General features: G+C 70.5%; 20 protein-coding genes. 13 read left to right on the plus strand and 7 right to left on the minus strand.

The window, feature by feature from the left end; all coding sequences use genetic code 11:
* Positions 1 to 76: 76 nt before the first annotated feature.
* Together ON26_RS12605 and ON26_RS12610 are read right to left on the minus strand one after the other, a co-directional pair.
* The gene (locus tag ON26_RS12605) at positions 77 to 1,348 is read right to left on the minus strand and encodes a PucR family transcriptional regulator (RefSeq protein WP_051026999.1); all 1,272 of its coding nucleotides are present in this window, start codon (positions 1,346 to 1,348) and stop codon (positions 77 to 79) included.
* Positions 1,349 to 1,484: 136 nt separating this feature from the next.
* Positions 1,485 to 1,676, minus strand: coding sequence for a hypothetical protein (locus tag ON26_RS12610; protein WP_040796276.1), 192 nt, complete (start codon positions 1,674 to 1,676; stop codon positions 1,485 to 1,487).
* A 282-nt stretch (positions 1,677 to 1,958) separates the two neighbouring features.
* On the opposite strand from ON26_RS12610, the gene ON26_RS12615 reads away from it, so the two are divergent.
* Positions 1,959 to 3,977 carry an MMPL family transporter gene (locus ON26_RS12615; RefSeq protein WP_051027044.1) on the plus strand — a complete coding sequence of 673 codons (2,019 nt, stop codon included), beginning with the start codon at positions 1,959 to 1,961 and terminating at the stop codon, positions 3,975 to 3,977.
* A 72-nt stretch (positions 3,978 to 4,049) separates the two neighbouring features.
* On the opposite strand, the gene ON26_RS12620 is transcribed toward ON26_RS12615, so the two are convergent.
* Positions 4,050 to 4,610, minus strand: coding sequence for a CGNR zinc finger domain-containing protein (locus tag ON26_RS12620; RefSeq protein WP_040796277.1), 561 nt, complete (start codon positions 4,608 to 4,610; stop codon positions 4,050 to 4,052).
* Between the two features lie 443 nt (positions 4,611 to 5,053).
* Here ON26_RS12620 and ON26_RS12625 point away from each other — a divergent pair, with 443 nt between their 5' ends.
* Genes ON26_RS12625 through ON26_RS12675 form a run of 11 tightly spaced genes read left to right on the plus strand, consistent with a single transcriptional unit; the run spans position 5,054 to position 17,967 of the window.
* Positions 5,054 to 6,127, plus strand: coding sequence for an LLM class flavin-dependent oxidoreductase (locus ON26_RS12625; protein WP_040796278.1), 1,074 nt, complete (start codon positions 5,054 to 5,056; stop codon positions 6,125 to 6,127).
* Positions 6,128 to 6,150: 23 nt separating this feature from the next.
* Positions 6,151 to 7,455 (plus strand): NtaA/DmoA family FMN-dependent monooxygenase, encoded by a 1,305-nt coding sequence (locus tag ON26_RS12630; RefSeq protein ID WP_040796279.1) that lies wholly within the window; start codon positions 6,151 to 6,153, stop codon positions 7,453 to 7,455.
* A gap of 32 nt (positions 7,456 to 7,487) precedes the next feature.
* A complete protein-coding gene (locus ON26_RS12635; RefSeq protein WP_040796280.1) occupies positions 7,488 to 9,095 on the plus strand; it encodes an ABC transporter substrate-binding protein in 1,608 nt (535 codons plus the stop codon).
* Between the two features lie 33 nt (positions 9,096 to 9,128).
* On the plus strand, positions 9,129 to 10,208 hold the full coding sequence (locus ON26_RS12640) for an ABC transporter permease (RefSeq protein WP_051027001.1): 1,080 nt from the start codon (positions 9,129 to 9,131) through the stop codon (positions 10,206 to 10,208).
* Positions 10,205 to 11,092: an ABC transporter permease gene (locus tag ON26_RS12645; protein WP_051027002.1), complete on the plus strand. Its 888-nt coding sequence runs from the start codon at positions 10,205 to 10,207 to the stop codon at positions 11,090 to 11,092. The genes ON26_RS12640 and ON26_RS12645 overlap by 4 nt, the downstream gene beginning before the upstream one ends.
* 1 nt (position 11,093) lies before the next feature.
* Positions 11,094 to 12,761, plus strand: coding sequence for a dipeptide ABC transporter ATP-binding protein (locus ON26_RS12650; RefSeq protein WP_040796281.1), 1,668 nt, complete (start codon positions 11,094 to 11,096; stop codon positions 12,759 to 12,761).
* Positions 12,758 to 13,966: an acyl-CoA dehydrogenase family protein gene (locus ON26_RS12655; RefSeq protein ID WP_083884038.1), complete on the plus strand. Its 1,209-nt coding sequence runs from the start codon at positions 12,758 to 12,760 to the stop codon at positions 13,964 to 13,966. Before ON26_RS12650 ends, ON26_RS12655 begins: the two co-directional genes overlap by 4 nt.
* The gene (locus ON26_RS12660; protein ID WP_051027003.1) at positions 13,963 to 14,982 is read left to right on the plus strand and encodes a ketopantoate reductase family protein; all 1,020 of its coding nucleotides are present in this window, start codon (positions 13,963 to 13,965) and stop codon (positions 14,980 to 14,982) included. Before ON26_RS12655 ends, ON26_RS12660 begins: the two co-directional genes overlap by 4 nt.
* A complete protein-coding gene (locus ON26_RS12665; RefSeq protein WP_040796282.1) occupies positions 14,979 to 15,716 on the plus strand; it encodes an alpha/beta hydrolase in 738 nt (245 codons plus the stop codon). The genes ON26_RS12660 and ON26_RS12665 overlap by 4 nt, the downstream gene beginning before the upstream one ends.
* On the plus strand, positions 15,713 to 17,086 hold the full coding sequence (locus ON26_RS12670; RefSeq protein WP_040796283.1) for an FAD-binding oxidoreductase: 1,374 nt from the start codon (positions 15,713 to 15,715) through the stop codon (positions 17,084 to 17,086). The genes ON26_RS12665 and ON26_RS12670 overlap by 4 nt, the downstream gene beginning before the upstream one ends.
* Positions 17,087 to 17,124: 38 nt before the next feature.
* Positions 17,125 to 17,967 carry a sulfurtransferase gene (locus ON26_RS12675; protein ID WP_040796485.1) on the plus strand — a complete coding sequence of 281 codons (843 nt, stop codon included), beginning with the start codon at positions 17,125 to 17,127 and terminating at the stop codon, positions 17,965 to 17,967.
* Between the two features lie 90 nt (positions 17,968 to 18,057).
* Here ON26_RS12675 and ON26_RS12680 read toward each other — a convergent pair whose 3' ends face one another.
* Positions 18,058 to 18,636, minus strand: a complete 579-nt coding sequence (locus ON26_RS12680) for a TetR/AcrR family transcriptional regulator (protein WP_040796284.1) — start codon at positions 18,634 to 18,636, stop codon at positions 18,058 to 18,060.
* A 61-nt stretch (positions 18,637 to 18,697) separates the two neighbouring features.
* Here ON26_RS12680 and ON26_RS12685 point away from each other — a divergent pair, with 61 nt between their 5' ends.
* Entirely contained in the window at positions 18,698 to 19,378 is a 681-nt protein-coding gene (locus ON26_RS12685; protein WP_051027004.1) for a class I SAM-dependent methyltransferase, read from the plus strand.
* 51 nt (positions 19,379 to 19,429) lie between these two features.
* Here the strand turns inward: ON26_RS12685 and ON26_RS12690 are convergent, their stop codons facing one another.
* From ON26_RS12690 to ON26_RS12700, 3 genes are all read right to left on the minus strand, one after another.
* Positions 19,430 to 20,473, minus strand: coding sequence for a prenyltransferase (locus ON26_RS12690; RefSeq protein ID WP_040796285.1), 1,044 nt, complete (start codon positions 20,471 to 20,473; stop codon positions 19,430 to 19,432).
* Positions 20,460 to 21,191, minus strand: coding sequence for a class I SAM-dependent methyltransferase (locus ON26_RS12695; RefSeq protein WP_040796286.1), 732 nt, complete (start codon positions 21,189 to 21,191; stop codon positions 20,460 to 20,462). The genes ON26_RS12690 and ON26_RS12695 overlap by 14 nt, the downstream gene beginning before the upstream one ends.
* Before the next feature lie 67 nt (positions 21,192 to 21,258).
* Entirely contained in the window at positions 21,259 to 22,497 is a 1,239-nt protein-coding gene (locus ON26_RS12700; protein WP_040796287.1) for a glycosyltransferase family 4 protein, read from the minus strand.
* Positions 22,498 to 22,499 lie beyond the last annotated feature (2 nt).

Consider the following 22,499-nt stretch of genomic DNA (forward strand, 5'->3'; position numbering starts at 1 on the left):
ACCATCCAGACTCACGGGATTCAAGCATCCCGCCTCTTTTCCTCGCTGACCAGCACGAAACGGCATCGGGTGCCGGTCAGCGGCGTCGTCGCCCGGCGTGGTACAGGTCGCGGGCGAGCAGGGCGGCGGTCGCCTGGGCGATGCCCGCGGCGGTGGCCAGGTCGATGCCGGTGAGCCGGCCGATCCGGCGCAGCCGGTAGTCGACGGTGTTGGGATGCACGAACAACTGCCGCGCGGTGAGCCTGCGGTTCATATCGTTGCGCAGGTAGGCGCGCGCGGTGTCGAGCAGTTCGGGGTAGGTGTCGAGCGGATCGAGCATGCGCATCAGCTGCCTGCCCGCGGGCCCGTCGCGGGTGAGCTGATACTCCATCGCGAGGTCGTCGAGCCGGTAGAAGCCGGGGCCGCGCCCGGCGATGCGGGCCAGCTCGAGCAACTCGTGGGCTTGTTCGGCGGCCTCCGGAATGTGCCCGGCGTCGGCGAGGATCGCCGTGGCCGACAGCGCGAGCCCGGCCACGGCGGACAACTCCGCGAGCAGTTCGGCGGTCAGTTCGCGTCCGCCCGCGCCGCGCGCCAGCAGTAGTGTCCCGCCGGTGGGCGACAGCAGTGCGGGCACCTGGGCGCCGAAGACGGCCGTCACCGCCGGCTGCAGCCCGCGTCCGGCCGCGGCCGGTGCGGGGTAGGGGCCGTTCGCGCCGTCGAGCGCGCCGGTGGGGGCGGCCAGCGCGATCACCTGATACGACTCCGCGATCGGCAGTCCGCTGTGCCGGGCCACCGCCGAGCCGACCTGTCCGCTCAGCAGCGCCGAAGCCAGTGCCTGCCCCGCGGCCCGGTGCTCCCGCGCCAGGTCCTGGTCGTGGCCGACATAGGCGTCGCAGACCACGGTGGTGACCGCCCGCAGCAGTTCGAGCATCAGATCGGTCGCGTCGCGTACCCCGCCCGCGTCCTCGGCTGCCGTGCGTGCGGTGGCCGAGTCCAGCGCCGTGCGCAGACCCTCCTGGCACGCCCGCAGGACCGTACTCAACGGCAGTGCCGCACCGGCCCATCGGAGGGCCGCCTCGCCCAGCGAGTCCAGTTCCGTCTCGGTGGGGGCCTTCCCGTCCTCGAACGCCCGCGCGGCGACCGCGCGGCAGAGCCGGGCGATCTCGGCCACCGCCGCGGACCGGGAGCCCGCTGCCGTCCCGGAGGATCCGTCGATCGAGCGCCCGGCGCCGGAGGGTATGAGCCGGGATGTGCTCGACGAGCGCGGACCGGGTGTCCGGTCGGCGCCGGTGAGCGCGACCGGAGGCGGTGCGCCGCCGTCCCGGCCCGCTGATGATTCCGGCGGACGGTCCGGCGCGGCGATACTCATAGGTGTGTGCTCCCACTACCACCTCGGACACGCGACCAGCGGGCCCGAATCGAGCCTCACTATAGGAAAACAATGCCGGTCGTGGGCCGCTTCGGTGAGATCGGAAGCGTCCGGCCGGTCGCGGTGCGCCGCGCGATCAGCCGGCTTCGGCGACGGTGGCGCTGCGGATCTCCCGCTCGATCGCCAGGGCGGCGTAGTGCTGACCGGCCTCGTGTAACTGAGCGATCCGGCGTTGTAGGGCCTCGGTGCCGTAGGCGGCGGCGATATCGGCGATGCCCAGACGACGGGCACGCTCGGTACGCGGTGAACGGTGAAGTGGCTGATCCATGCGCCTGGCCTTCTCACGGGTGTGAAGCTCCCCTGTATCCAGGAATACTAAGGTTGACCTATCTCCGCGTGCAAGTGCATCTGAACGAACATTTGTGTGCGCAAACAGGTTTCACCGACCGGCCCGGACACGCGATGACATGGCGCGGGGCCATGAACGAAACTCTCAGGTGGGTCTGACAGAGTGATCGTCGTGAATATCGGTGATCGGTTTGCCGCGGCTGTCACCGGCCGGCGGTCATGGTTGGTACTGCTGGTCGTCTTCCTCTTCTCCGGAGCCCTGATGGGGCTGGCCGGGTCGAACGACTCCGCGGGCGCGGGCCCGAGTTCACTGCCCGCCGACGCCGAATCGGCCAGGGTGCAGCAGATGGTGAAGGAGTTCCCCGGCGGCGAGAACACGGCCGCGATCGTGGTGTTCGATCGCGTCGACGGCGGACAGCTCACCGAATCGGAACTGGCGGCGGCGACCGAGGCGGTCGCGAGCATCCGCGCCGAATCGGGCGTGCCGAGCGGGGGCGGCCCACCCGCCCAGCTGACCGTCTCCGAGGACCGGATGGTCGCACTCGGCCAGGTGCCGGTGTCGGGCGAACTCAGCGGCTCCCCGCTCAACGACGAGATCAAGCGTCTGCGCACGGTCGCCGAGGAGCGCGCGCCGGAGGGGCTGCGCACCCAGATCACCGGCGGACCCGCCTTCGGCGCCGACGCCGCCAATGCCTTCGCGGGCGCTGATGTCACCCTGCTGGCCGTCACCGCGTTGGTGGTGGCGATCCTGCTCGTGCTGACCTACCGCTCGCCGGTGCTGTGGCTGGTGCCGCTGCTGGTGGTGGGGGTCGCCGACCGATCCGCCTCCAGCCTCGGCACACTGCTGGCCAAGGCCACCGATCTGACCTTCGACGGCTCGACCTCGGGCATCACCAGCGTGCTCGTCTTCGGCGCGGGCACCAACTACGCTCTGTTGCTGATCTCGCGCTACCGGGACGAGTTGCACCGCCACGAGAACCATCGCGACGCGCTGCGCGAGGCGGTGCGCCGGTGCGCGCCGGCGATCCTGGCGAGCAATGTGACCGTCGTGCTGGCGTTGCTCACCCTGCTGCTGGCCGCCCTGCCGAGTACCCGCAGTCTCGGCCTGATGGCGGCGGCCGGATTGCTGATGGCCGCGCTGTTCGTACTCACCGCGCTGCCGTCCGCGCTCGCGCTCTGCGGCCGCAGGATCTTCTGGCCGTTCGTCCCCGCCGTCGACGGCACCGACAACGCCGGTTCCGGAACCTGGTACCGCATCGCCGACCGGGTGGTGCGTAAGCCGCTGCCGGTGGCGGTGGGCACGCTGCTGGTCCTGCTGCTCTGCGCGACCGGCCTGTTCGGGGCCACGGTCGGCTTGTCGCAGTCCGATCAGTTCCGGGTGCGCGCCGAATCGGTGGACGCCCTCGACACCTTGGCCGCGCACTTCCCCTCCGGTGCTTCCGACCCCACGGTCGTGCTCGCGCGCGTGGAGGCCGAGGCCGCCGTACAGGGCGTGCTCGACCGCGAGGCAGGCGTCTCGCAGGCGGTGCGCACCGGCCCGCCGCACGACGGCGTGGCCCGGTGGGCGGTGGTGCTCGACGCCGCACCGTCCTCCGAGGAGGCGTTCGACATCATCGAGGATCTGCGCGCGCAGTTGTCCGCTCTGCCCGGCGCGGACGCGCTGGTCGGCGGCAGCGACGCCAAGGAGCTCGATACATCCGAGGCCGCGAGTGGTGACCAGCTGCTGGTCATCCCGCTGATCCTGGTCGTGGTTTTCCTCGTGCTGCTCGCGCTGTTGCGGGCGGTGCCCGCCGCGCTGGTGCTCATCGGCGTCACGGTGCTCAGCGCGCTGGCCGCGCTCGGGCTCGGCAGCCTGGCCAGCGAGCACATCTTCGGATTCCCGGCGCTGGACACCACCGTCCCGCTCTACGGTTTCCTGTTCCTGGTCGCGCTCGGCGTGGACTACACGATCTTCCTGGTGACCCGAGCCAAGGAGGAAGCGCCCGGACACGGCACCGCGCGCGGCGTCGTGCGCGCGGTCTCGGCGACCGGTCCGGTCATCACCAGCGCTGGCATCGTGCTCGCGGCGGTGTTCTGCGTGCTCGGCGTGCTGCCGCTGATCACCCTGACCCAGATCGGCATCGTGGTCGGCATCGGCATCGTGCTCGACACCTTCGTGGTCCGCACCGTCGTCGTCCCCGCCCTGTTCGCTCTCGTCGGTCCACGCATCTGGTGGCCGGCGAAGCTGGACGAGTCCGAATCCGGCAGCGTCGAGGCGCAGCTGACCGACGCCTCGAAGTAGGCACGACAGCGAACGGCCCCGCACGGCCATCGTCTTCGCGACGGTCCGTGCGGGGCCTTCGTCGTCGAAGGGTCAGTTCCTCGATACCGCCGGAGAGGTGGTCTGGCGCCGCCGATACGCCGCCGAACTGGCCTTCTCCCCGCACGCCGCCATCGCGCACCAGCGCCGCGCGCCCCGGCGTGAGCGGTCGACGAAGTACAGCGAGCAGTCGTGGCCGAGGCAACGGCGCACCCGATCGCGGTACTCACCGCTGAACAGGTCGATGGCATCGCGCGCGATGATCGAGAGGATCTCCGCCAGCGGGGCCGGCGCGGCGGGCACGGCCGTCGTGCCGTCGACCGACAGCACGGCGTGCGGTGTGCCCACGGCCGCCGCCCGATTGATCACCTCGATACAGCCGGGGGCGGGCGGCAGTCCGTCGACGCGGGCGCGGGTCAGGTTGTTGACGGCCTCGCGCAGCTCCCGCGCGGCCGACAGCTGCTCGTCGGTGACCGGACCCACAGCGGGCGGCAGGCCGGCCACGTAGAGCCAGGTCTGCAGATCCTCGCCGGTGACCAGGCGCTCGGTGTCGTTCATGTCGCGCTTGGCGACGGTGGCGACGAAGTTCAGGCAGAGCTGGTCCGATCTGAACATGAAGCCTGATCGACGCCGGTCCTTCGTCTCGACGACCGGTGATTTCACGGTCGGCACGCTCCCTCCCACACACATCCGCGATGTCGCCGCGCCCCGTATCCGGCGGAGATGGCGACAGATTCGGTCAAGATTGCCGCAGATCGGCGCGCTCGTCTGCGTTATTAATCATGACGATCGAATCCACGTGAGTGGTTTGACAGCTCACGCTCGGCGACGGCATGGTTGTCCCCGTGCAGATGTGGATGACCGAGCAGCGGAAGGCCTCGGCGACGGCCGAGCGTTGTCGCTGCTGTCGCCTCTGCCGCTGCTGCCGCTGAGGATTCCTCGCGTGAGCCGGGCTCCGCGGCGATCGTTGTGATCCGCCCGAGCCGGCGTGCCCCCTTGAACCCCCCCTCGACAATTTCGGGCTGCACGAACGCGCCCAGATTACGGAGATAGAAGACATGGCTGTCGAATTCATCAGTCAGGTACACGTCCGGGATTCCTCGGATCTGTACCCGAAGCCGGGCGCCGACATCGATGTCGATTACCTGCGGCGCTACGCCGACGCGCTCGAAGAGGCCGGCTTCGACTACACGCTGGTGCCCTACGGCTCCAAGAGCTTCAGCGCCTTCGGCGTGGCCGACGCGCTCAGCCAGCTCACCTCGCGCATCAAGCTCGTGGTGGCCCTGCGCCCCAACATCATTCACCCGGTGGCGGCCGCGCAGGCGCTGAGCACGCTCGATCATCTGAGCCGTGGCCGCGCGGTCGTGCACATCATCTCCGGCGGCACCGATGCCGAGCAGGCTCGCCAGGGCGACTACCTGAGCAAGTCCGAGCGTTACGCCAGGTCGGGGGAGTTCATCGAGATCCTGCGCCGGGCCTGGACCGAGTCGGAACCGTGGAGCTACGCGGGCACGCACTACCGGTTCGACGATTTCGTCTCCGAGCTGCGCCCGGTGAACGGCACCATCCCGATCTCGCTCGGCGGTTCCTCGGCCGACGCCTACCGGGTGGGCGGTTCCTCGGCCGACATCTTCGGCCTGTGGGGCGAACCGCTGGCGCAGACCGCCGAGCAGATCGCGGCCATCCACGAGCAGGCCGAACTGGCCGGCCGCCCGGACAAGCCGCGCATCTGGGTCACCTTCCGCCCGATCATCGCCCCCACCGAGGACCAGGCCTGGGAGAAGGCGCACACGATCCTCGCCGCGCTGCAGCGCCACAACCAGGGCGCGACCCCGGCCAACCTGCCCGAAAACGTCGGCTCCCAGCGGCTTCTCGCCGCCGCCCAGGCCGGTGAGCTGCACGACCGGGCCCTGTGGACCCCGACCGCCGCGGCCACCAACGCCCAGGGCGCCTCGACCGCGCTGGTCGGCACTCCGGAGACCGTCACCGCCGCCATCCTCGACTACGTCGCCCTCGGCGCCGACCTCATCTCGATTCGCGGCTACGACAACCTCAACGACGTCGTCGACTACGGCAAGTATCTGCTGCCACTGCTGCGCGAGGAACTGGCTTCCGCCGCAGCCCCGGCCTGAGATTCGGAAACGAGCACACTTTCATGAGCGACAAGAGACAACTCGTCCTGGTTCTGCAGATTCTCGGGATGGGGACCAACTACCAGTCCTGGCGGCTGCCCGGCAGCCCGGCCGAGCGCGTCCTCGACCTGGACATCTACACCGAGATCGCGCAGGCCGCCGAGGCCGCCAAGATCCACTCGCTGTTCCTGTCCGATGGCGTCGGCACCTCGCTGGAGCGCCCGATGGGCCTGTTCGAGCCGGTCACCTTCCTGTCCGCGCTGGCCGCGGTGACCCGGCGCATCGGCCTGGTGGTCACCTCGTCGACCACCTTCAACGCCCCGTTCAATCTCGCCCGCCAGATGGCCTCGCTGGATCACCTGTCCAAGGGCCGCGCCGGGTGGAACATCGTGACCTCGTCGGCGGGTGAGCGCAACTTCGGCATCGAGCTGCCGCCGCACGACGAAAGGTACTCGCGCGCGGAGGAATTCGTTGCGGCCACCAAGGCGCTGTGGGACAGCTGGGATGCCGACGCGCGCATCGTCGACCGGGAGAACGGCGTCTACGTCGATCCGGCCAAGGTGCGCCGCACCGACTTCGTCTCCGAGCACCACAGCGTCGAGGGCCCGCTGAACATCGACCGCGCCCCGCAGGGCTACCCGTTCCTGTTCCAGGCCGGTTCCTCCACCGCCGGCGTGGATTTCGGCGCGCGCCACGCCGACGCCATCTTCACCTCCCAGCCCGACCGCTACGAGGGCCTCGAGTTCTACAAGTACATGAAGGGCCGGGTGGCCGCCGCCGGCCGTGACCCCGACGACCTCAAGATCCTGCCCGGGCTGTACACGGTGATCGAACGCACCGAGGAGCAGGCCCGTGACACCGCCGGACGGCTCGCCGAGTTGGCGACCACGGCGGACTGGGACGCCCAGCGCAAGAACTTCGAGAGCTCCGGCTTCGGCGGCGTCGACCTGTCGGATCTGGACCCGGACAAGCCGATCCCGCTGCACCGGCTGCCCGATGTCGCAGCCGTCCAGGGCAGGCGCTCGCGCTACGAGATGTACCGCCGCTGGGTTCTCAACGGCGACAAGACGCTGCGCGAGCTGGTCTACCACAACAATCGCGCCGCCTCGGGCCACTGGGATCCGGTCGGCTCGGTCGAGCAGATCGCCGACCGGATCCAGGAGCGCTTCGAGGAGGGCTCGGTCGACGGTTTCGTCATCTCGCCGCAGCACTTCGGTGGCTACCGCGTCATCACCGACCACCTGGTCCCCGAACTGCAACGCCGTGGACTCTTCCAGACCGAGTATGCCGGCGACACCCTGCGTTTCAACGTCCTCGGTCATCACTGACCACCACCACACTCATTGCGAAAGGCCGAACTGTGGCTAGGAAAAGACGCGTCGAACGGTGGGCCGCCGTGTCGGTGCTCGCGGCACTCACCCTGAGCGCCTGCTCGTCCAACGACGGCTCGTCCTCGATCGGACCGACCGGTGACCCGGTGTCCGGCGGGACGTTGAAGGTCGGCACCGGTCTCGACCCGATCTGCGTCGACCCCAATCAGACCGATCTCACTGCGACCAGGGACATCCTGCGACAGGTCGGCGATTCGCTGGTCGACGCCGACCCGGAGACCGGCGAGATCGTGCCGTGGCTGGCGACCGAGTGGGTCGTCAACGACAACGCGACGGTCTTCGACTTCGGCCTGCGCTCCGGTGTCACCTTCAGCAACGGCGAGGTGTTCGACGCCGCGGCGGCGAAGGCCTTCCTCGACGGTGTCGACGCCCTGGGCGGCCGCGCGTTCAACGCCTCCAGCTACCTCGAGGGTTACCTGGGCACCGAGGTCGTCGCGCCCGACAAGATCCGGGTGAGCTTCGACCAGCCCAATGCCAGCTTCCTGCAGGCGCTGTCGACGGTGAACATGGCGGTGCTCTCGCCCTCGACCTACCAGCTGCCGCCCGAACAGCGGTGCCTCGGCCAGATCTCGGCCACCGGCGCCTTCGTCCTCGACCACTACACGCCGACCCAGGAGGTCGTGCTCACCAAGCGCGCCGGCTACGCATGGCCGTCGGCGAACGCCGAGCACGAGGGCGAGGCGTACCTGGACCGGATCGAGTACCGGGTGATCCCGGAGGCCGGCGTCCGGGTCGGCAGCCTGCGCTCGGGCGAGGTCGATCTGATCAACCAGGTGCCCCAGCAGGACGAGGACGTTCTGAAGACCACCGGTTTCGGCGTGCTGACCACGAACAACCCGGGCACGGTCTTCGAATACCTGACCAACAACAGCTCGCCGATCCTGTCCGACGAATCGGTGCGCAAGGCGATCCAGTTCGGCATCGACCGGGAGGAGTACCGCGCTACGGTCCTGCTGCCGCGCTACAACATCGCGACCAGCGTCCTGTCCTCCACGACACCGCATTACACGGACTTCTCGCAGTACATCAAGTACGACCCCGAGGAGTCGAAGCGGCTGCTCGACGGTGCGGGCTGGCTGCCCGGCGCCGACGGCATCCGGGCCAAGGACGGCAAACGCCTCAGCCTGACCGTGCTCAACGGGCACGGCATCGGCACCGACACCTACGAACTGGTCGCCCAGCAGCTCCAGCGCATCGGCGTCGAACTGATCATCCGCACCGTCTCGCGCGCGGAGATGCTCGCCGCGCTGGACACCGGCCAGTACGACTTCGTGCCCTACGGCTTCACCCGCGCCGATCCGGCCGCGCTGACCATGCACTTCACCACCAAGCGCAACAACCCGTTGCGCCTGCAGCCCTCCGAACTCGACACCTACCTCGAGCAGCAGGCCGCCGCCTCGCGTCCGGAGGACCGTCAGGTCGCCGTCGACAATGCCGCCCGCTACATCACCGAGCACGCGCTGGTGATCCTGCTCAGCGAGCAGTCGGTCGCACACGGGTACTCCGGCTCCCTCGGCGGCCTGAGGTGGGAGCCCGGCGCGCAGCTGTCGCTGTACGACGCCTGGCTCCAGCGCTGACGCCGAGTTCGGTGAGAAGAAAGGACGAGAACGATGACTCGCGGCCCGGTGTCGACGACCGCTGTACGTGACTGGCTCTGGTTCCTCGGCGGCCGACTCCTGCAGGGACTGTTCGTGCTCTGGGCCGCGTTCACCCTCGTGTTCGTCGTCCTGTACCTGTTGCCCAGCGATCCGATCCGATTGATGGTCTCGGGCAGCGGTACGGAATTCGCCACTGCGGACGACGCGGCCCTGGACGAACTGCGCAGGCAGTACGGCCTGGACGAACCTCCGCTGATCCAGTACCTGCACGCACTGTGGAACGCGGTGCGCGGCGATTTCGGCATCTCCATCCAGACCGGCAGGCCGGTGACGGACCTGATCGGTGACGCACTGTCGGAGACCGCGGTGCTGGGCGCGTTCGCCCTGGCCATCGGATTGGTCCTCGGCGTCGGTATCGCGCTGGCGGCCACCCTGACCCGGCTGCGGCCGCTGCAGCAACTACTGCTGTCGCTGCCCGCCGCCGGTGTCTCGGTGCCCTCGTTCTGGGTGGGCCTGCTGCTCATCCAGTACTTCGCCTTCGAACTCGGCTGGTTTCCGCCGCTGGGCGGCAAGGGGATCAACGGCCTCACCCTGCCCGCCGTGACGCTGGCGATCCCGACCGCGGCATTCGTCGCCCAGATCCTGGCCAAGAGCCTGGCGACGACGATGCGCGAGCCCTATATCGAGGTGGTCAGGGCCAAGGGCGCCTCCCGGGCGCACGCCCTGTTCACCGACGCGCTGCGTAATGCCGCGCTGCCGCTGCTGACCATGGTCGGCATGATCGTCGGCAATATCCTGGCCGGCTCGGTGGTGGTCGAAACGGTGTTCTCCCGGATGGGGCTCGGCCGGATCACCTACGAGGCGGTCAACGCCCAGGACATCCCGGTGGTGCTCGCGGTGGTCACCTTCGCCGCCACGGTCTTCGTGGTGCTGGGCATCGCCGTCGACATCCTCTACCCGCTGCTCGACCCGCGCATCGGCTCACGGGTGCGGCGCAGGGCCGCGACCACCGCCGAAGGCGTTGTCGTGGAGAAGCTCTCCGCCGACACGTTCGCTCCCGTCCACCAGGTCGCCGAAAGGACCGCATCATGACCGCGCTTCTGGTGAAAACCGAGGACAGTGCGCGCGAGGCCGAGTTGTCGGCGGGCGAACCCGCTCGCCGCTCGGGCGACGGATTCTGGCGTGGCCTGTTCCGGCAGCCCGGCCTGGTGATCTCCTTCGCGGTGATCGCCCTGGTGATCGCCTGGGCGTTCCTGCCCGAGGTCTTCGCCTCGCAGGACCCGATCAACGGCGTCCCGTCGCAGCGCCTGTCCCCGCCGAGCGCCGAACACTGGTTCGGCACCGACAATCTCGGCCGCGACAGCTACGCCCGCGTCGTGCACGGCTCGGCACTGACCCTGCAGGCGACCCTGGTCGCGGTGTTGGTCGGCATCGTCGTCGGTGCAGGCATCGGCCTGATCGCCGGCTTCGTGCGCGGGCTGGTCGAGGACTGGCTCATGCGGATCATCGAGGTCATGCTCGCGGTCCCCGGCCTGCTGCTCTCGCTGGCCGTGGTCACCGCACTCGGCTTCGGCACCATCAATGTCGCCATCGCGGTGGGCATCGCCAATATCGCCAGCTTCGCCCGGGTGATGCGCTCGGAGACGCTGAAGATCTCGGCGCTGCCCTATATCGAAGCCTCCAAGGCCTCCGGATCGCACTGGTCCTACACCCTGTTCGCGCACGTGCTGCCCAATGCCAGGGGCCCTGTGCTCGCGCTGACCGCCCTCGAGTTCGGCACCGCCATCCTGTCGGTCTCGGCCCTGTCGTTCCTCGGTTTCGGCGCCCAGCCGCCCACCCCCGAATGGGGGGCGCTGGTGTCCGGCGGCCGCGACTACCTGGCCACCGCCTGGTGGATGACGACCTTCCCCGGCCTGGTCATCGCCGCGGTCGTGCTCTCCGCCAACCGCATCGCCCGCTTCCTGGAAGACCGGTGACATGACCACGCAACCACTTCTGTCGGTGTCCGGCCTGCAGGTCGGCTACCGGATCTCGCGCACCGAGTCCTTCCGTGCCGTGTCCGGTGTCGACTTCGACATCGCCGCGGGCGAACTCGTCTCGATCGTCGGCGAATCCGGCTCGGGCAAGAGCACCACCGCGCACGCCGTGCTCGGCCTGCTCGGCGACCGGGCCCGGATCGAGGGCGGCAGCATCCGCTTCGACGGCGCCGACCTCACCGCCCTGGGCGACAAGCAGTGGCGCGCCATCCGCGGCGCCCGGATCGGCTTCGTTCCCCAGGATCCGGCGGTCTCGCTCAACCCCACCCGCCGCATCGGCGAGCAGATCGCCCAGGCGATCACCCTGCACAAGGGGCGCGTCCCGAAAGAGGTGTTGCGCGAGCGGATCACCGAGCTGCTGGGCAAGGTCGGCATCGACCGGCCCGAGCTGCGCTCGCGCCAGTACCCGCACCAGCTCTCCGGCGGTATGCGCCAGCGCGCCCTCATCGCGACCGCGCTGGCCAACGACCCCGAACTGATCATCGCCGACGAACCCACCAGCGCGCTGGACGTCACGATCCAGAAGCAGATCCTCGACCACATCGACGAACTGCGCAGCGAGCTCGGCATCGCCATCCTGCTCATCACCCACGACCTGGGCGTGGCGGGGGACCGGTCCGATCGGATCGTGGTGCTCGAATCCGGGCGCGTCGTCGAGTCGGGCGCACCCGAGGAGATCCTGGCCGCGCCGTCGGCCCCCTACACCCGCAAGCTGCTCGCGGCCGTGCCCGATGTGGCCTCCGGCCGGCTGGTGTGGGCGGGCGATGCCGTCCGCGCACGCGTGCCCGGCGAGGCGCCGGCGAAGACGCGCCGCGACAGCGCGATCCTGGTGGCCACGGATCTGCGTAAAGCGTTTCGTGACAGCGGTTCCGGCGGCGATGTCCAGGCTGTCGACGATGTCGGCATCGCGGTGCCGCGCGGCGGCACCCTCGGCGTCGTGGGCGAATCCGGCTCGGGCAAGTCCACGCTCGCCCGTATCGTCACCCGGCTGACCGACCCCGATTCCGGGCGAGTCGAATTCGACGGGCGCGACGTCACCCGCCTGCGCGGCAAGGAACTGCGCGAGCTGCGTCGTCACGTACAGCTGGTCTACCAGAACCCGTTCGCCTCGCTCGACCCGCGATTCACCATCGGCCGAACCCTGACCGAACCGCTGCGTGCCTTCGGCATCGGCGATCGCGCCGGCCGTGCACGCCGGGTCGCCGAACTGCTCGACCTGGTCGGCCTGCCCGCCGCGTTCGCCGAGCGCAAGCCGGTGGAGATGTCCGGCGGTCAGCGCCAGCGGGTGGCGATCGCCCGGGCACTGGCCAGCGAGCCGTCGCTGGTGGTGCTCGACGAGGCCGTCTCGGCACTCGACGTGTCGGTGCAGGCGCAGATCCTGGAGCTGCTGGTTCGGGTGCAGGCCGAACTCGGCGTCAGCTACATCTTCATCTCCCACGACCTCGCGGTGATCCGGCAGGTCAGCGACGAGATCGTCGTCATGCGCGGCGGCCGCCTCGTCGAAGCGGGCACCGCCGACCGCGTCTACACCACCCCCGCCGTCGACTACACCCGGGCACTGCTGGCCGCCGTGCCCGGCGCCCGCCACTCCCGAAAGGTGCTCTCGTGACCGTCGCGTCCACGCTCCGGCCCTATGATCCGTCCGCGCTGCCCGCCGTCACCGCCGCGCTCGCCGAGCGCGCCGCCGAGTACGACCGCACCGGCGCGTTCCCGGCCGAGAGCATCCAGGTCCTGCACGAGGCGGGCATTCTCACCGCGACTGTCGGCAAGCGTTTCGGCGGAGCGGAACTCGGCCACGCGGGCACGGTCGATTTGATGCTCGCCCTCGGCGAGGGCGACCCGTCGGTCGCGCTCATCACCGCCATGACCCTGGCCATCCACGCCAGGCAGGCCACCGAGGACGCGCTGCCGCCTGCGCTCTACGAGCAGGTTCTCGCCGACTCCGTCGACGGCCCGTCGCTGCTGAACGCCCTGCAGGTCGAGCCCGCACTGGGCACCCCCTCGCGCGGCGGCGCCCCGGCCACCACGGCGCGCAAGGTGCCCGGCGGCTGGCAGATCACCGGCCACAAGATCTATTCCACCGGTGCGGCGGGACTGCGCTGGATGATCGTCATGGCGACCACCGACGAAGCGGATCCGCGGGTCGGCTCCTTCACCGTCGATGCCAGGCAGCCCGGTATCGCCATCGACGACAGCTGGGACAACACCGGCATGCGGGCCACCGGAAGCCACGGCGTCACCTTCGACGGCGTCTTCGTCCCCGACGAGTTCGCCTTCGGCCTGCAGTCGCTGGCCGATCGCAAACCGCAGGACCAGAACCTCGGCCCCGGCACCGCGCTGCCCGCGATCTACCTCGGCGCCGCGCACGCCGCCCGCCGCTGGTTCATCGGCTTCCTCGACGCCCGCCGCCCCGCCAACCTCGGCCACTCGCTGCTGGAGCTGCCGCGCTTCGAAGCCGCCATCGGCGAGATCGACATCCAGCTCACCAGCAGCGTCGCCCTGCTGAGATCCCTTGCCGACCAGGCGGATCGCGGCATCGCGGTGCCCAAGGCGGTGGCCTGGAGCGCCAAGACCGTCGCCAACCGGGCCGCGATCGGCACCGTCGAGCAGATGGTCGGGCTGATCGGCAATCCCGGTCTCAGCCGCGCCAATCCGCTCGAACGCCACCTGCGCGACGTGTACTCCGCCCGGGTGCACTTCCCCCAGGAGGACACGGTCACCACCTTCCTCGGCAAGCAGGCCAAGGCTTCGATCGCCCCGGCTGCCGCCCCCTCGACCGCCACCCCCTCGACCACTTCGGAGAAGAAGTCATGACCCGCTACGTCGTCATCGGCGCGGGCGCCGTCGGCGCCGGCCTCGCCGCCCAGCTCGAATTGCACGGCCTGCCCTACGTGCTCGTCGGCCGCGGCGCGCAGATCGCCCATCTCGCCGAACACGGCCTGACCTACCACCGTCGCGGCGCGGCTACCACGGTCCCGCTGGCCACCGCCGCCGCGCCCGGCGAGGTCACCCTGACCACCGACGACGTCCTCGTCTTCACCCCGAAGGTCCAGGACCTCGACACCGCCGTGCGGGACTGGGCCTGGCAGCCGCTGTCGGACGCCCCCGGCCGCACCGCCGCCGACCTGCCGGTCATCACCCTGCAGAACGGTCTTGACGCCGAACGCATCGCGCTGCGCCGCTTCGCCGTCGTCTACGGCGCCTCCCTGCTGACCCCGGCCCGCTTCACCGTCGTCGGCGAGGTCGTCTCCGGCGCGGCCGGCCCGGTCGGCGTGCTCACCATCGGGCGCTACCCGACCGGCTCCGACGACCGCTTGGCCGCCCTCGCCGAGGATCTGCGCGCCGCCGAGTACATCGTGCAGATCAGCGACGACGTGGTGCGCTGGAAGGCCGCCAAGATCGTGCACAACGTCCGCAATGCCGTCGAGGTGCTGGCGGGCGAGGCCGAGGAGAAGACCCGCATCGAGGACGCGCTCGTCGCCGAGACCCACGCCGTCCTCGCGGCCGCGGGCATCGCCGTGGCCGACACCGTGGCCGAGCGCACCGAAGATCTCTCGGCCTTCGCGCTCGATCCGGACTCCGGCATCCAGCCGGGCCAGCAGTCCACCTGGCAGAGTTTCGCTCGTGGCGTCTCGGCCGAAACCGATTACCTGAACGGGGAAATCGTGCTGCTCGGACGCCTGCACGGCGTCGCCGTCCCGTTCAACGCGGCGATCCAGGCCGTCCTCGGCGCATCCGCGCTGGCGGGCGAGAAGCCGGGAACCCGCACCACCACCGAAGTCCTCACCGCGGCCGAGTCGGCCGCCACCACCGGAAAGGCCCACTCGTGACCCTCACCACCGACACCGCCGCCGAAGCGACCGCCGCCCGCTGGCACGAGCCGACCGGCCTCAATCCGCGCGGCACCCTCGTGATCGTGCCGGGCCGCGGTGAGACCGCCGAGGTCTACAACCGCTTCGGCTCGCGGCTGGCCGCCGATGCCTACCGGGTCACGGTCGTCGATACCGCCGACACCGCCGAATTGATCTCGCGGGTAGAGGAATTGGCGAAGGATCCGTGGGCGGTCGCGCCGCTGGTGCTGGTCGGCTCCGATATCGGCGCGCTGCGTGCGCTGGCCGCCGCCTCGACCGACGGGCTCGTCGACGCGGTCGTCGTCGCCGGGGTCCCGGTCGATCAGCAGGTTCCGACGGCCGACTGGGACTCCGAGATCCTCGCCCGCACCGGCTGCCCCACCCACCAGGGCGTGCTGCGGTCCGTCGGCGCGCAGAGCTACGCCTCGCTGCCCGAGGCGATCACCGCGGCCGACCTCGCCCCCGCCGCGCCGGCCGTGCCGGTGCTGGCCCTGCACGGCGGCACCGACACCATCAGCCCCGTCGACCGCGCGCTGGAGTACTACCGCGCGCTGCCGAACGCGACCGTCCACGTCGTGGAGGACGGCCGTCACGACGTGCTCAACGACGCCACCCACCGTTCGGTCGCCGCGACGGTGGTGCTCTTCCTCGAACGCCTGCGCCTCGGCGCCGACCTGCCGGTGATCGTGCGCAGCGGCGACACCGGACGATGACGGTCGCGGCGGTGCCCGCGCACCTGGCCGGGCTCGTCGGGTCGGTGTCGGACTGGTCCATCGAACCGTCGGTGCTGGCCGCCGCCCGCACCGACCGGTCCGGCCTCATCCCGGACGGCGTGCCCGACCTCGTCGTCCGGGCCGGTTCGGTGGACGATGTGGTCGCCACGCTCGCGCACGCGAGCCGATCGGGCACACCGGTGGTCACCCGCGGCGCGGGCACCGGCCTGGCCGGCGGCGCGGTCGCGAGCACGGGCGAGATCGTGCTCGACGTGTCCGGGATGAATCGGATTCTCGAGATCGATCCCGACAACGGCATCGCCCGCGTCGAACCCGGCGTCATCACCGCCGAACTCGACGCCGCCGCCGGGCGCTACGGCCTGCGCTACGCACCCGACCCGGCCAGCGCCGCCATCTCCACCCTCGGCGGCAATATCGCGACCAACGCCGGCGGGCTGCGCTGCGTCAAGTACGGCGTCACCCGCGACGCGGTGCTGGCCCTCGATGTGGTCCTCGGCGACGGTCGCAGGCTGCACACCGGCCGCAGCACCGCCAAGGGCGTCACCGGCTACGACCTGACCAGCCTGTTCGTCGGGTCGGAGGGCACCCTCGGCGTGATCGTCGAGGCGACGGTGAAGCTCGCGCCCCGCCCCGTCGGCAGCGCGACCATGACCGCCACCTTCACCACCGTGTCCGCCGCCGCCCAGGCGGTGGGCGAGCTGCTGCGCGCGGGCCTGACCCCCTCGACACTGGAACTGCTGGACCACGCGACGCTGGTGGCCATCGACGAAGCGCAGGGCACCTCGCTCGGCGCGGACGGTGGCGCCTTCCTGCTGATCCAGACCGACGGCGCGGGCGCCGAGGGCGAGGCCGAGCGCGTGCGCGAACTGTTGCGTCACAGTGCGATCCGCCTGGAGACCGCTGCCGACGAGACCGAGGCCGAACGGCTGCTGCAGGTGCGCCGGCTCGCGCTGCCGTCCATCGAACGCCACGGCCGCGTCCTCATCGAGGACATCGCCGTGCCCAGGACCAGGCTCGCGGACGCGGTCGAGGGCATCGAGCAGATCTCGCGCCGCACCGGGGTGCGGATCTTCACCTTCGCCCACGCGGGCGACGGCAATCTGCACCCGATCGTGCTGACCGACGCGGCCCCGGCCGATCCGGTGCCCGAACCGGTGCAGGCCGCGGTCGGTGAGGTGTTCGCCCTCGCACTGCGCCTGGGAGGCACACTGACAGGGGAACACGGCGTCGGTGTGCTCAAGCGCCCGTGGCTGGCCGACGACCTCGGCGACACGGCGCTGGAACTGCACCGATCGCTCAAGTCGGTGTTCGATCCGGCCGGAATCCTCAACCCCGGCAAGGCGATATGAGCACCGGCCACCGCACCGCCCAGACAGACAGGAACCCGATGACCATCATCACCGCCACCGAACTCGCCGATCTGCTGGCCACCGACACCCCCGTGCGGCTGCTCGACGTCCGCTGGGCGCTGGCCCAGCCCGACGGCAGGGAGGCCTTCGCGGACGGTCACATCCCGGGCGCGGCGTACGTCGACCTCGAAACGGAGCTGAGCGACCACTCCGTCACCGGTCGCGGCCGCCATCCGCTGCCCTCCGGGAGCGACCTGCAAGCCGCGCTGCGGCGCTGGGGAATCGACGACGGCGACACCGTCGTCGCCTACGACGACTGGAACCGCGCGGGCTCCTCGCGGGCCTGGTGGGTGCTGCGCGCCGCGGGTCTGACCGACGTGCGCATCCTCGACGGCGGGCTGGGCGGCTGGCTGGAGTCGGGCGGATCCGTCCAGTCCGGTCGCGCGGCCGACCGCACCGGCAATGTCACTGTCGCCCATGAGGATCTGTACGCGGGCGCCCTGCCCACGCTGACCGCCGCCGAGGCCGAGCAGGTCGCGGAGAAGGGCGTCCTGCTGGATGCCCGTGCGCCCGAACGCTTCCGGGGCGAGCTCGAACCGGTCGACCCCGTCGCCGGGCACATCCCCGGCGCGGCGAACCTGCCGTCCACCGGCGTGCTGGACGACGACGGCAATTTCGTCGACCCCGAGAAGCTGCGCGAGCGGTTCGCCGAGCGCGGGGTGGACGCCGGGAACCCGCTCGGGGCCTACTGCGGATCCGGCGTCACCGCGGCGGTTCTGGTGGCCGCCGCCGACGCCGCGGGCATCGAACTGCCGCTGTTCCCGGGCTCGTGGTCGCAGTGGTCCTCGGACCCGGCCAACCCGGTCGCGACGGGGGAGTAGGTCCTTCCGGAGCCGGGTGCCACGCCGCGAGTCCGGCGGTCGTCGCGCCCGGCGCGGCCGGATCGGGGGTCGGTCCGGCGCGGCGGGATTTCAGCGCAGGACGCGCAACGCGGAGCGTTCGATCCGATCGGCGATGTCGGTATAGGACTCGTGCCCCATCCCGGCGCGCATCAGGGCCCCGGCGTAGATCAGTTCGAGCGACTCGATGATCTCGGGGTCCGGGTCGGGCGCGAGCGCGGCGCTGATGCGCGCGCGGATCTCCAGCCCGATGCGGGTGCGCAGGTGCTGCACGTCGGGATCGCGCCCGAGCAGCGCGCTGGTCACCGCGCCGGACAATTCCGGCTCGTCGGCCACCAGCAGGGCGATATCGCGCAGTTCCGCGACCACCCGCGCGGTGCGCTCGGCCTCCGGCGCCACCGGGCTCGGCGAGGCCTGTAGTCGCCGCCAGAAGATCTCCGCGACCAGATGCTCCTTGGAGGAGAAGTAGGTGTAGGCGGTGGCCGCTCCGACCCGGGCCTCGGCCGCCACGATCCGGATGGTCATGCCGCTGTAGCCCTCCCGCCCCAGTACGGCGAGCGCGGCCTTGGTCAATTTCTCGACCGTGTCCGCCTGTTTGCCACTGAGTCGCCGCCGAGTCGCCTCGAGGGTCTTGGAATTGCGTTCGGACATGTGTCTAGATGCTACTATCGGCGTTCTTGAACAGCAATATTCGAGGAAGCACGGTCGGTTAATGACGCAGCAGGTCGCATCCCAGCCCGGCGCCGCATCCGCACAGCCGGACGCGGGGTTGTCCGACAGCGAATTGTTCGAGATCTCCCGCGATGTCCGGGGATTCCTTCCCGAAGACGAGGGGCGGGCGCTGCACGACGCGGTATCGCGCTACAGCGCCGGCGGTCCGGTCGTCGAAATCGGCACCTACTGCGGCAAGTCCACCATTCTGGTGGCCGCGGCGGCGCGGGCGCGCGGTTCGGTGGTCTACACCGTCGACCACCATCGTGGTTCCGAAGAGCACCAGCCCGGCTGGGAGTACCACGACACCAGCCTGGTCGACCAGGAAACCGGCTGCTTCGACACCCTGCCCGAATTCCGCCGCGCCATCCTGCGCGCCGGACTCGGCGAGACCGTGGTGGCGCTCGTCGGTTCCTCACGGCAACTGTCCTCGGTCTGGGGCGCGCCGCTGGATTTCCTGTTCATCGACGGCGGCCACACCGAAGAAGCCGCCCAGAACGATTACTCCGGCTGGGCGAAATTCATCGCCGTCGGCAAGGCGCTGGCGATCCACGACGTCTTCCCCGACCCCGCCGACGGCGGCCGCCCGCCCTACAACATCTACCGTCGCGCTCTCGACAGCGGCGACTTCCGCGAGGTGGGTGCCACCGGATCGCTACGGGTCCTCGAGCGCGTCCGCTGAGCGAGGGCCGCAGGCAGGCCTGGGTGGCGGCCGGCTCGTAGGGCGGGGGACTCAGACCCCGACGCCCACCGGCACCGGCAAGGTGAGCGCGCGGAAGAGCCCATTGGCGGGCGTGGTCCGCGAGAGCGCGTCGGCGGCGAGCACGACGGCCGCCGCCGTCCAGGTGGTCCGCTCCTCGGGCCAGCGCTTGCCGTCGGCGAAAACCAGCCCGGTCCAATAGGATCCGTCGCTCTCGCGCAGGTGTTGCATGGCCGCGAACAACCGGTGCGCCCGGTCGGCGTCGCCGATCGCGTCCAGCGCCAGCACCAGTTCGCAGGTCTCGGCCCCGGTCACCCACGGCCGGTCCGCCACACAGCGGATGCCGATATTGCCCACCACGAACTCGTCCCAGCGGGCCTCGAGCCGGGCCACCGCGGCCGGTCCGCGCAGCGCGCCGCCGAGCACCGGGTAGTACCAGTCCATCGAGTACCGGTCCTTCGGCGTGAACAGCTCGGGCCGGGACCGCAGTGCCTCGCCGAGCCGCGCCTGCGCGCTCGCCCACTCCGGGTGCGGGTCGTTCAGCGCCTCCGCCAGCGCGACGGCGCAGCCGAGACTGTGGTGGATGCTCGAGCATCCGGTGACCAGCGCTTCGGCCATCGGGCCGTCTTCGCTTCCAGCCCAGGGGATCTGGCCGTCCGGCCCGCTCAGCGACAGCACGTGCTCGATCCCGGCGCGCACCGTCGGCCACATCTGCGCGGCGAAGCCGAGGTCGCCGGTGCACAGCGTGTGGTGCCAGACGCCGGTCGCGAGGTAGGCGCAGAAATTGGTCTCGGAATTGGCGTCCTCGATCACCCCGGCCCGGAACTGCCGGGGCCACGAGCCGTCCGGTCGCTGGGTCGAGGCCGACCAGCGGTAGGCCGCCTCGGCCTCGTCGCGGAACCCGGTGATCGTCAGTGCCATCGCCGATTCCACGTGATCCCACGGATCGGTGTGGCCGCCGGGGAACCACGGGATGGCGCCCGAGGGTTCCTGGGCGGCCGCGATCGACTCCCCGGTCCGCAGGCACTGTTTGCGCGTCAGCGCGAGCGGGACGCTCGGGAGGTCAGACGACCGCACGTTGCACCGCCGGCTTGGCGAAGTACAGCGCGACGCTCTTGCCGATGAGCGGATCCAGCATTCTCTCGGCCACCCGGGTCAGCGCGGGCCGCGACATCATGTCCCACACCAGCATCCGGTGATAGGCCCGCACCAGTGGGTTGTTCTCGTTGTTCACCCCGACCGCGCACTTGAGCCACCAGTACGGCGCGTGCAGGGCGTGCACGTGGCTGCTGCGCACGAAACGCAATCCGCGCCCGGCGATCTTGTCGCGCAGCTCGTCGGCGCGATAGATCCGCACGTGGCCGCCCTCGTTGCTGTGGTACTCGGTCGACAGCGCCCAGCACACCCGTTCGGGCAGCCAGCGCGGCACCGTCACCACCAGATCGCCGCCGGGCTTGAGCACCCGCGCCAGCTCGGCGATGGCCTGGTCGTCGGCCGGGACGTGCTCGAGGATCTCCGAGGCGATGACGATGTCGAAGTGGTTGTCCGGGTAGGGAAGTGCCAGCGCGTCGCCGCGCACGGTCCGCGCGAGCGCGCCCGCGGGCGCCTGCCCTTCGCGGGCCATCGCCTCGAACATGGTCTGCACACCGGCGAGATCCTCGGCGTTCTGATCGAAGGCGATGATGTCGGCGCCGCGCCGGTAGGCCTCGAACGAATGCCTGCCCGCACCACAACCGACGTCGATCACCCGGGTGCCGGGGGCGATGCGGAGTCGGTCGAAGTCAACGGTCAGCACGGTGATCCTCCTGTGTGCCCTGAAGTGGTGAGATGAGATGGAACTGCGATGTGCTCGAATCGTCCGATTACGGTGCGCCCTGCGCGCGGTCGATGGCGCGCTGATAGATCCGGGTGGTCTGCGCGGCGACCGATTCCCAGCTGAACACCGACAGCGCCCGCGCGCGCCCGGCCCGGGACATCTCCGCCCGGCGCAGCGGCGCGTCGAACAGCGCGCCCAGCGCGGCGGTCAGTTCCTCGGCGTCGCCGGGGGTGATCAGGTCGGCGCACTCGCCGGGCTCGCCCACGACTTCCGGCAGTGCACCCGCGCGGCTCACCACCAGCGGCGTCCCGCTGGCCATCGCCTCCACGGCGGGCAGCGAGAAGCCCTCGTACAGCGAAGGGATGCAGGCGATCTCGGCGGAGGCCAGCAGCTCGGCGAGTTCGTCGTCGCTGAGCCCGGAGCGTACCGTGACGATATCGGACAGACCGAGTTCGGCGATCAGCTTCTCGGTCGGCCCTTCCGGCTCGAGCTTGGCGACCAGCTGCAGCTCGATCCGGTGCGTCACCCGAAGCCGCGCGCAGGCGCGCAGCAGATGCGAGACGCCCTTGAGCGGCTTGTCGGCGCTGGCGACCGCGACGATCCGGCCCGGCACGCGCGGCTGCGGGCGCGGGGCGAACAGCTCGGTGTCCACGCCCAGCGGCACCACGCTGAGCTGAGCCGGATCCACGCCGAAGTCGGCCACGATGTCGGTGGCCGAGGAACTGGAGACGGTGACCAGCTCGGGGATGCGCCGCGCCACCCGCTTCTGCATGCCGAGGAAGCCGTACCACCGGCGCACCAACGGTTTCCGGCGCAGCGGCGCGGCGGCCAGGTCGACGGCGAGGTCGCGGGTGATCGGATGGTGCACGGTCGCGACCACGGGCAGATGTTCGGCGATGGCGAGCAGTCCACTGCCGAGGCACTGGTTGTCGTGCACCACGTCGAACTCGTGCGCCCGCCCGGCCAGCAACCGCGCGGCGCGCAAGCTGAAGGTGCGGGGTTCGGGGAACCCCGCGGTCCACATGGTGGCGACCTCGAGCACATCGATGCGGTCGCGGATCTCCGAGAGCCGGGGCGTGCGGAACGGGTCGGGCTCACGGTAGAGATCGAGGCTGGGCACTTCGGTCAGCCGCACCCGGGGATCGAGAAGTTCCGGATACGGTTGTCCGGAAAAGACTTCCACCTCGTGACCGAGCTCGGCCAGGCCGGCGCTGAGCCTACGGACGTAGACGCCCTGTCCGCCGCAGTGCGTCTTGCTCCGGTAGGACAGCAGGGCGATACGCACGG

The organism is Nocardia higoensis NBRC 100133 (assembly GCF_000308595.1).
GTDB classification, from domain to species: domain Bacteria; phylum Actinomycetota; class Actinomycetes; order Mycobacteriales; family Mycobacteriaceae; genus Nocardia; species Nocardia higoensis.

Coding starts and splice junctions, on each gene's coding strand:
- ON26_RS12605 (WP_051026999.1), bottom strand. CDS start 1,348: ATGAGTATCGCCGCGCCGGACCGTCCGCCGGAATCATCAGCGGGCCGG.
- ON26_RS12610 (WP_040796276.1), bottom strand. CDS start 1,676: ATGGATCAGCCACTTCACCGTTCACCGCGTACCGAGCGTGCCCGTCGT.
- ON26_RS12615 (WP_051027044.1), top strand. CDS start 1,959: ATGGGGCTGGCCGGGTCGAACGACTCCGCGGGCGCGGGCCCGAGTTCA.
- ON26_RS12620 (WP_040796277.1), bottom strand. CDS start 4,610: ATGTTCAGATCGGACCAGCTCTGCCTGAACTTCGTCGCCACCGTCGCC.
- ON26_RS12625 (WP_040796278.1), top strand. CDS start 5,054: ATGGCTGTCGAATTCATCAGTCAGGTACACGTCCGGGATTCCTCGGAT.
- ON26_RS12630 (WP_040796279.1), top strand. CDS start 6,151: ATGAGCGACAAGAGACAACTCGTCCTGGTTCTGCAGATTCTCGGGATG.
- ON26_RS12640 (WP_051027001.1), top strand. CDS start 9,129: ATGACTCGCGGCCCGGTGTCGACGACCGCTGTACGTGACTGGCTCTGG.
- ON26_RS12645 (WP_051027002.1), top strand. CDS start 10,205: ATGACCGCGCTTCTGGTGAAAACCGAGGACAGTGCGCGCGAGGCCGAG.
- ON26_RS12650 (WP_040796281.1), top strand. CDS start 11,094: ATGACCACGCAACCACTTCTGTCGGTGTCCGGCCTGCAGGTCGGCTAC.
- ON26_RS12660 (WP_051027003.1), top strand. CDS start 13,963: ATGACCCGCTACGTCGTCATCGGCGCGGGCGCCGTCGGCGCCGGCCTC.
- ON26_RS12670 (WP_040796283.1), top strand. CDS start 15,713: ATGACGGTCGCGGCGGTGCCCGCGCACCTGGCCGGGCTCGTCGGGTCG.
- ON26_RS12675 (WP_040796485.1), top strand. CDS start 17,125: ATGACCATCATCACCGCCACCGAACTCGCCGATCTGCTGGCCACCGAC.
- ON26_RS12680 (WP_040796284.1), bottom strand. CDS start 18,636: ATGTCCGAACGCAATTCCAAGACCCTCGAGGCGACTCGGCGGCGACTC.
- ON26_RS12685 (WP_051027004.1), top strand. CDS start 18,698: ATGACGCAGCAGGTCGCATCCCAGCCCGGCGCCGCATCCGCACAGCCG.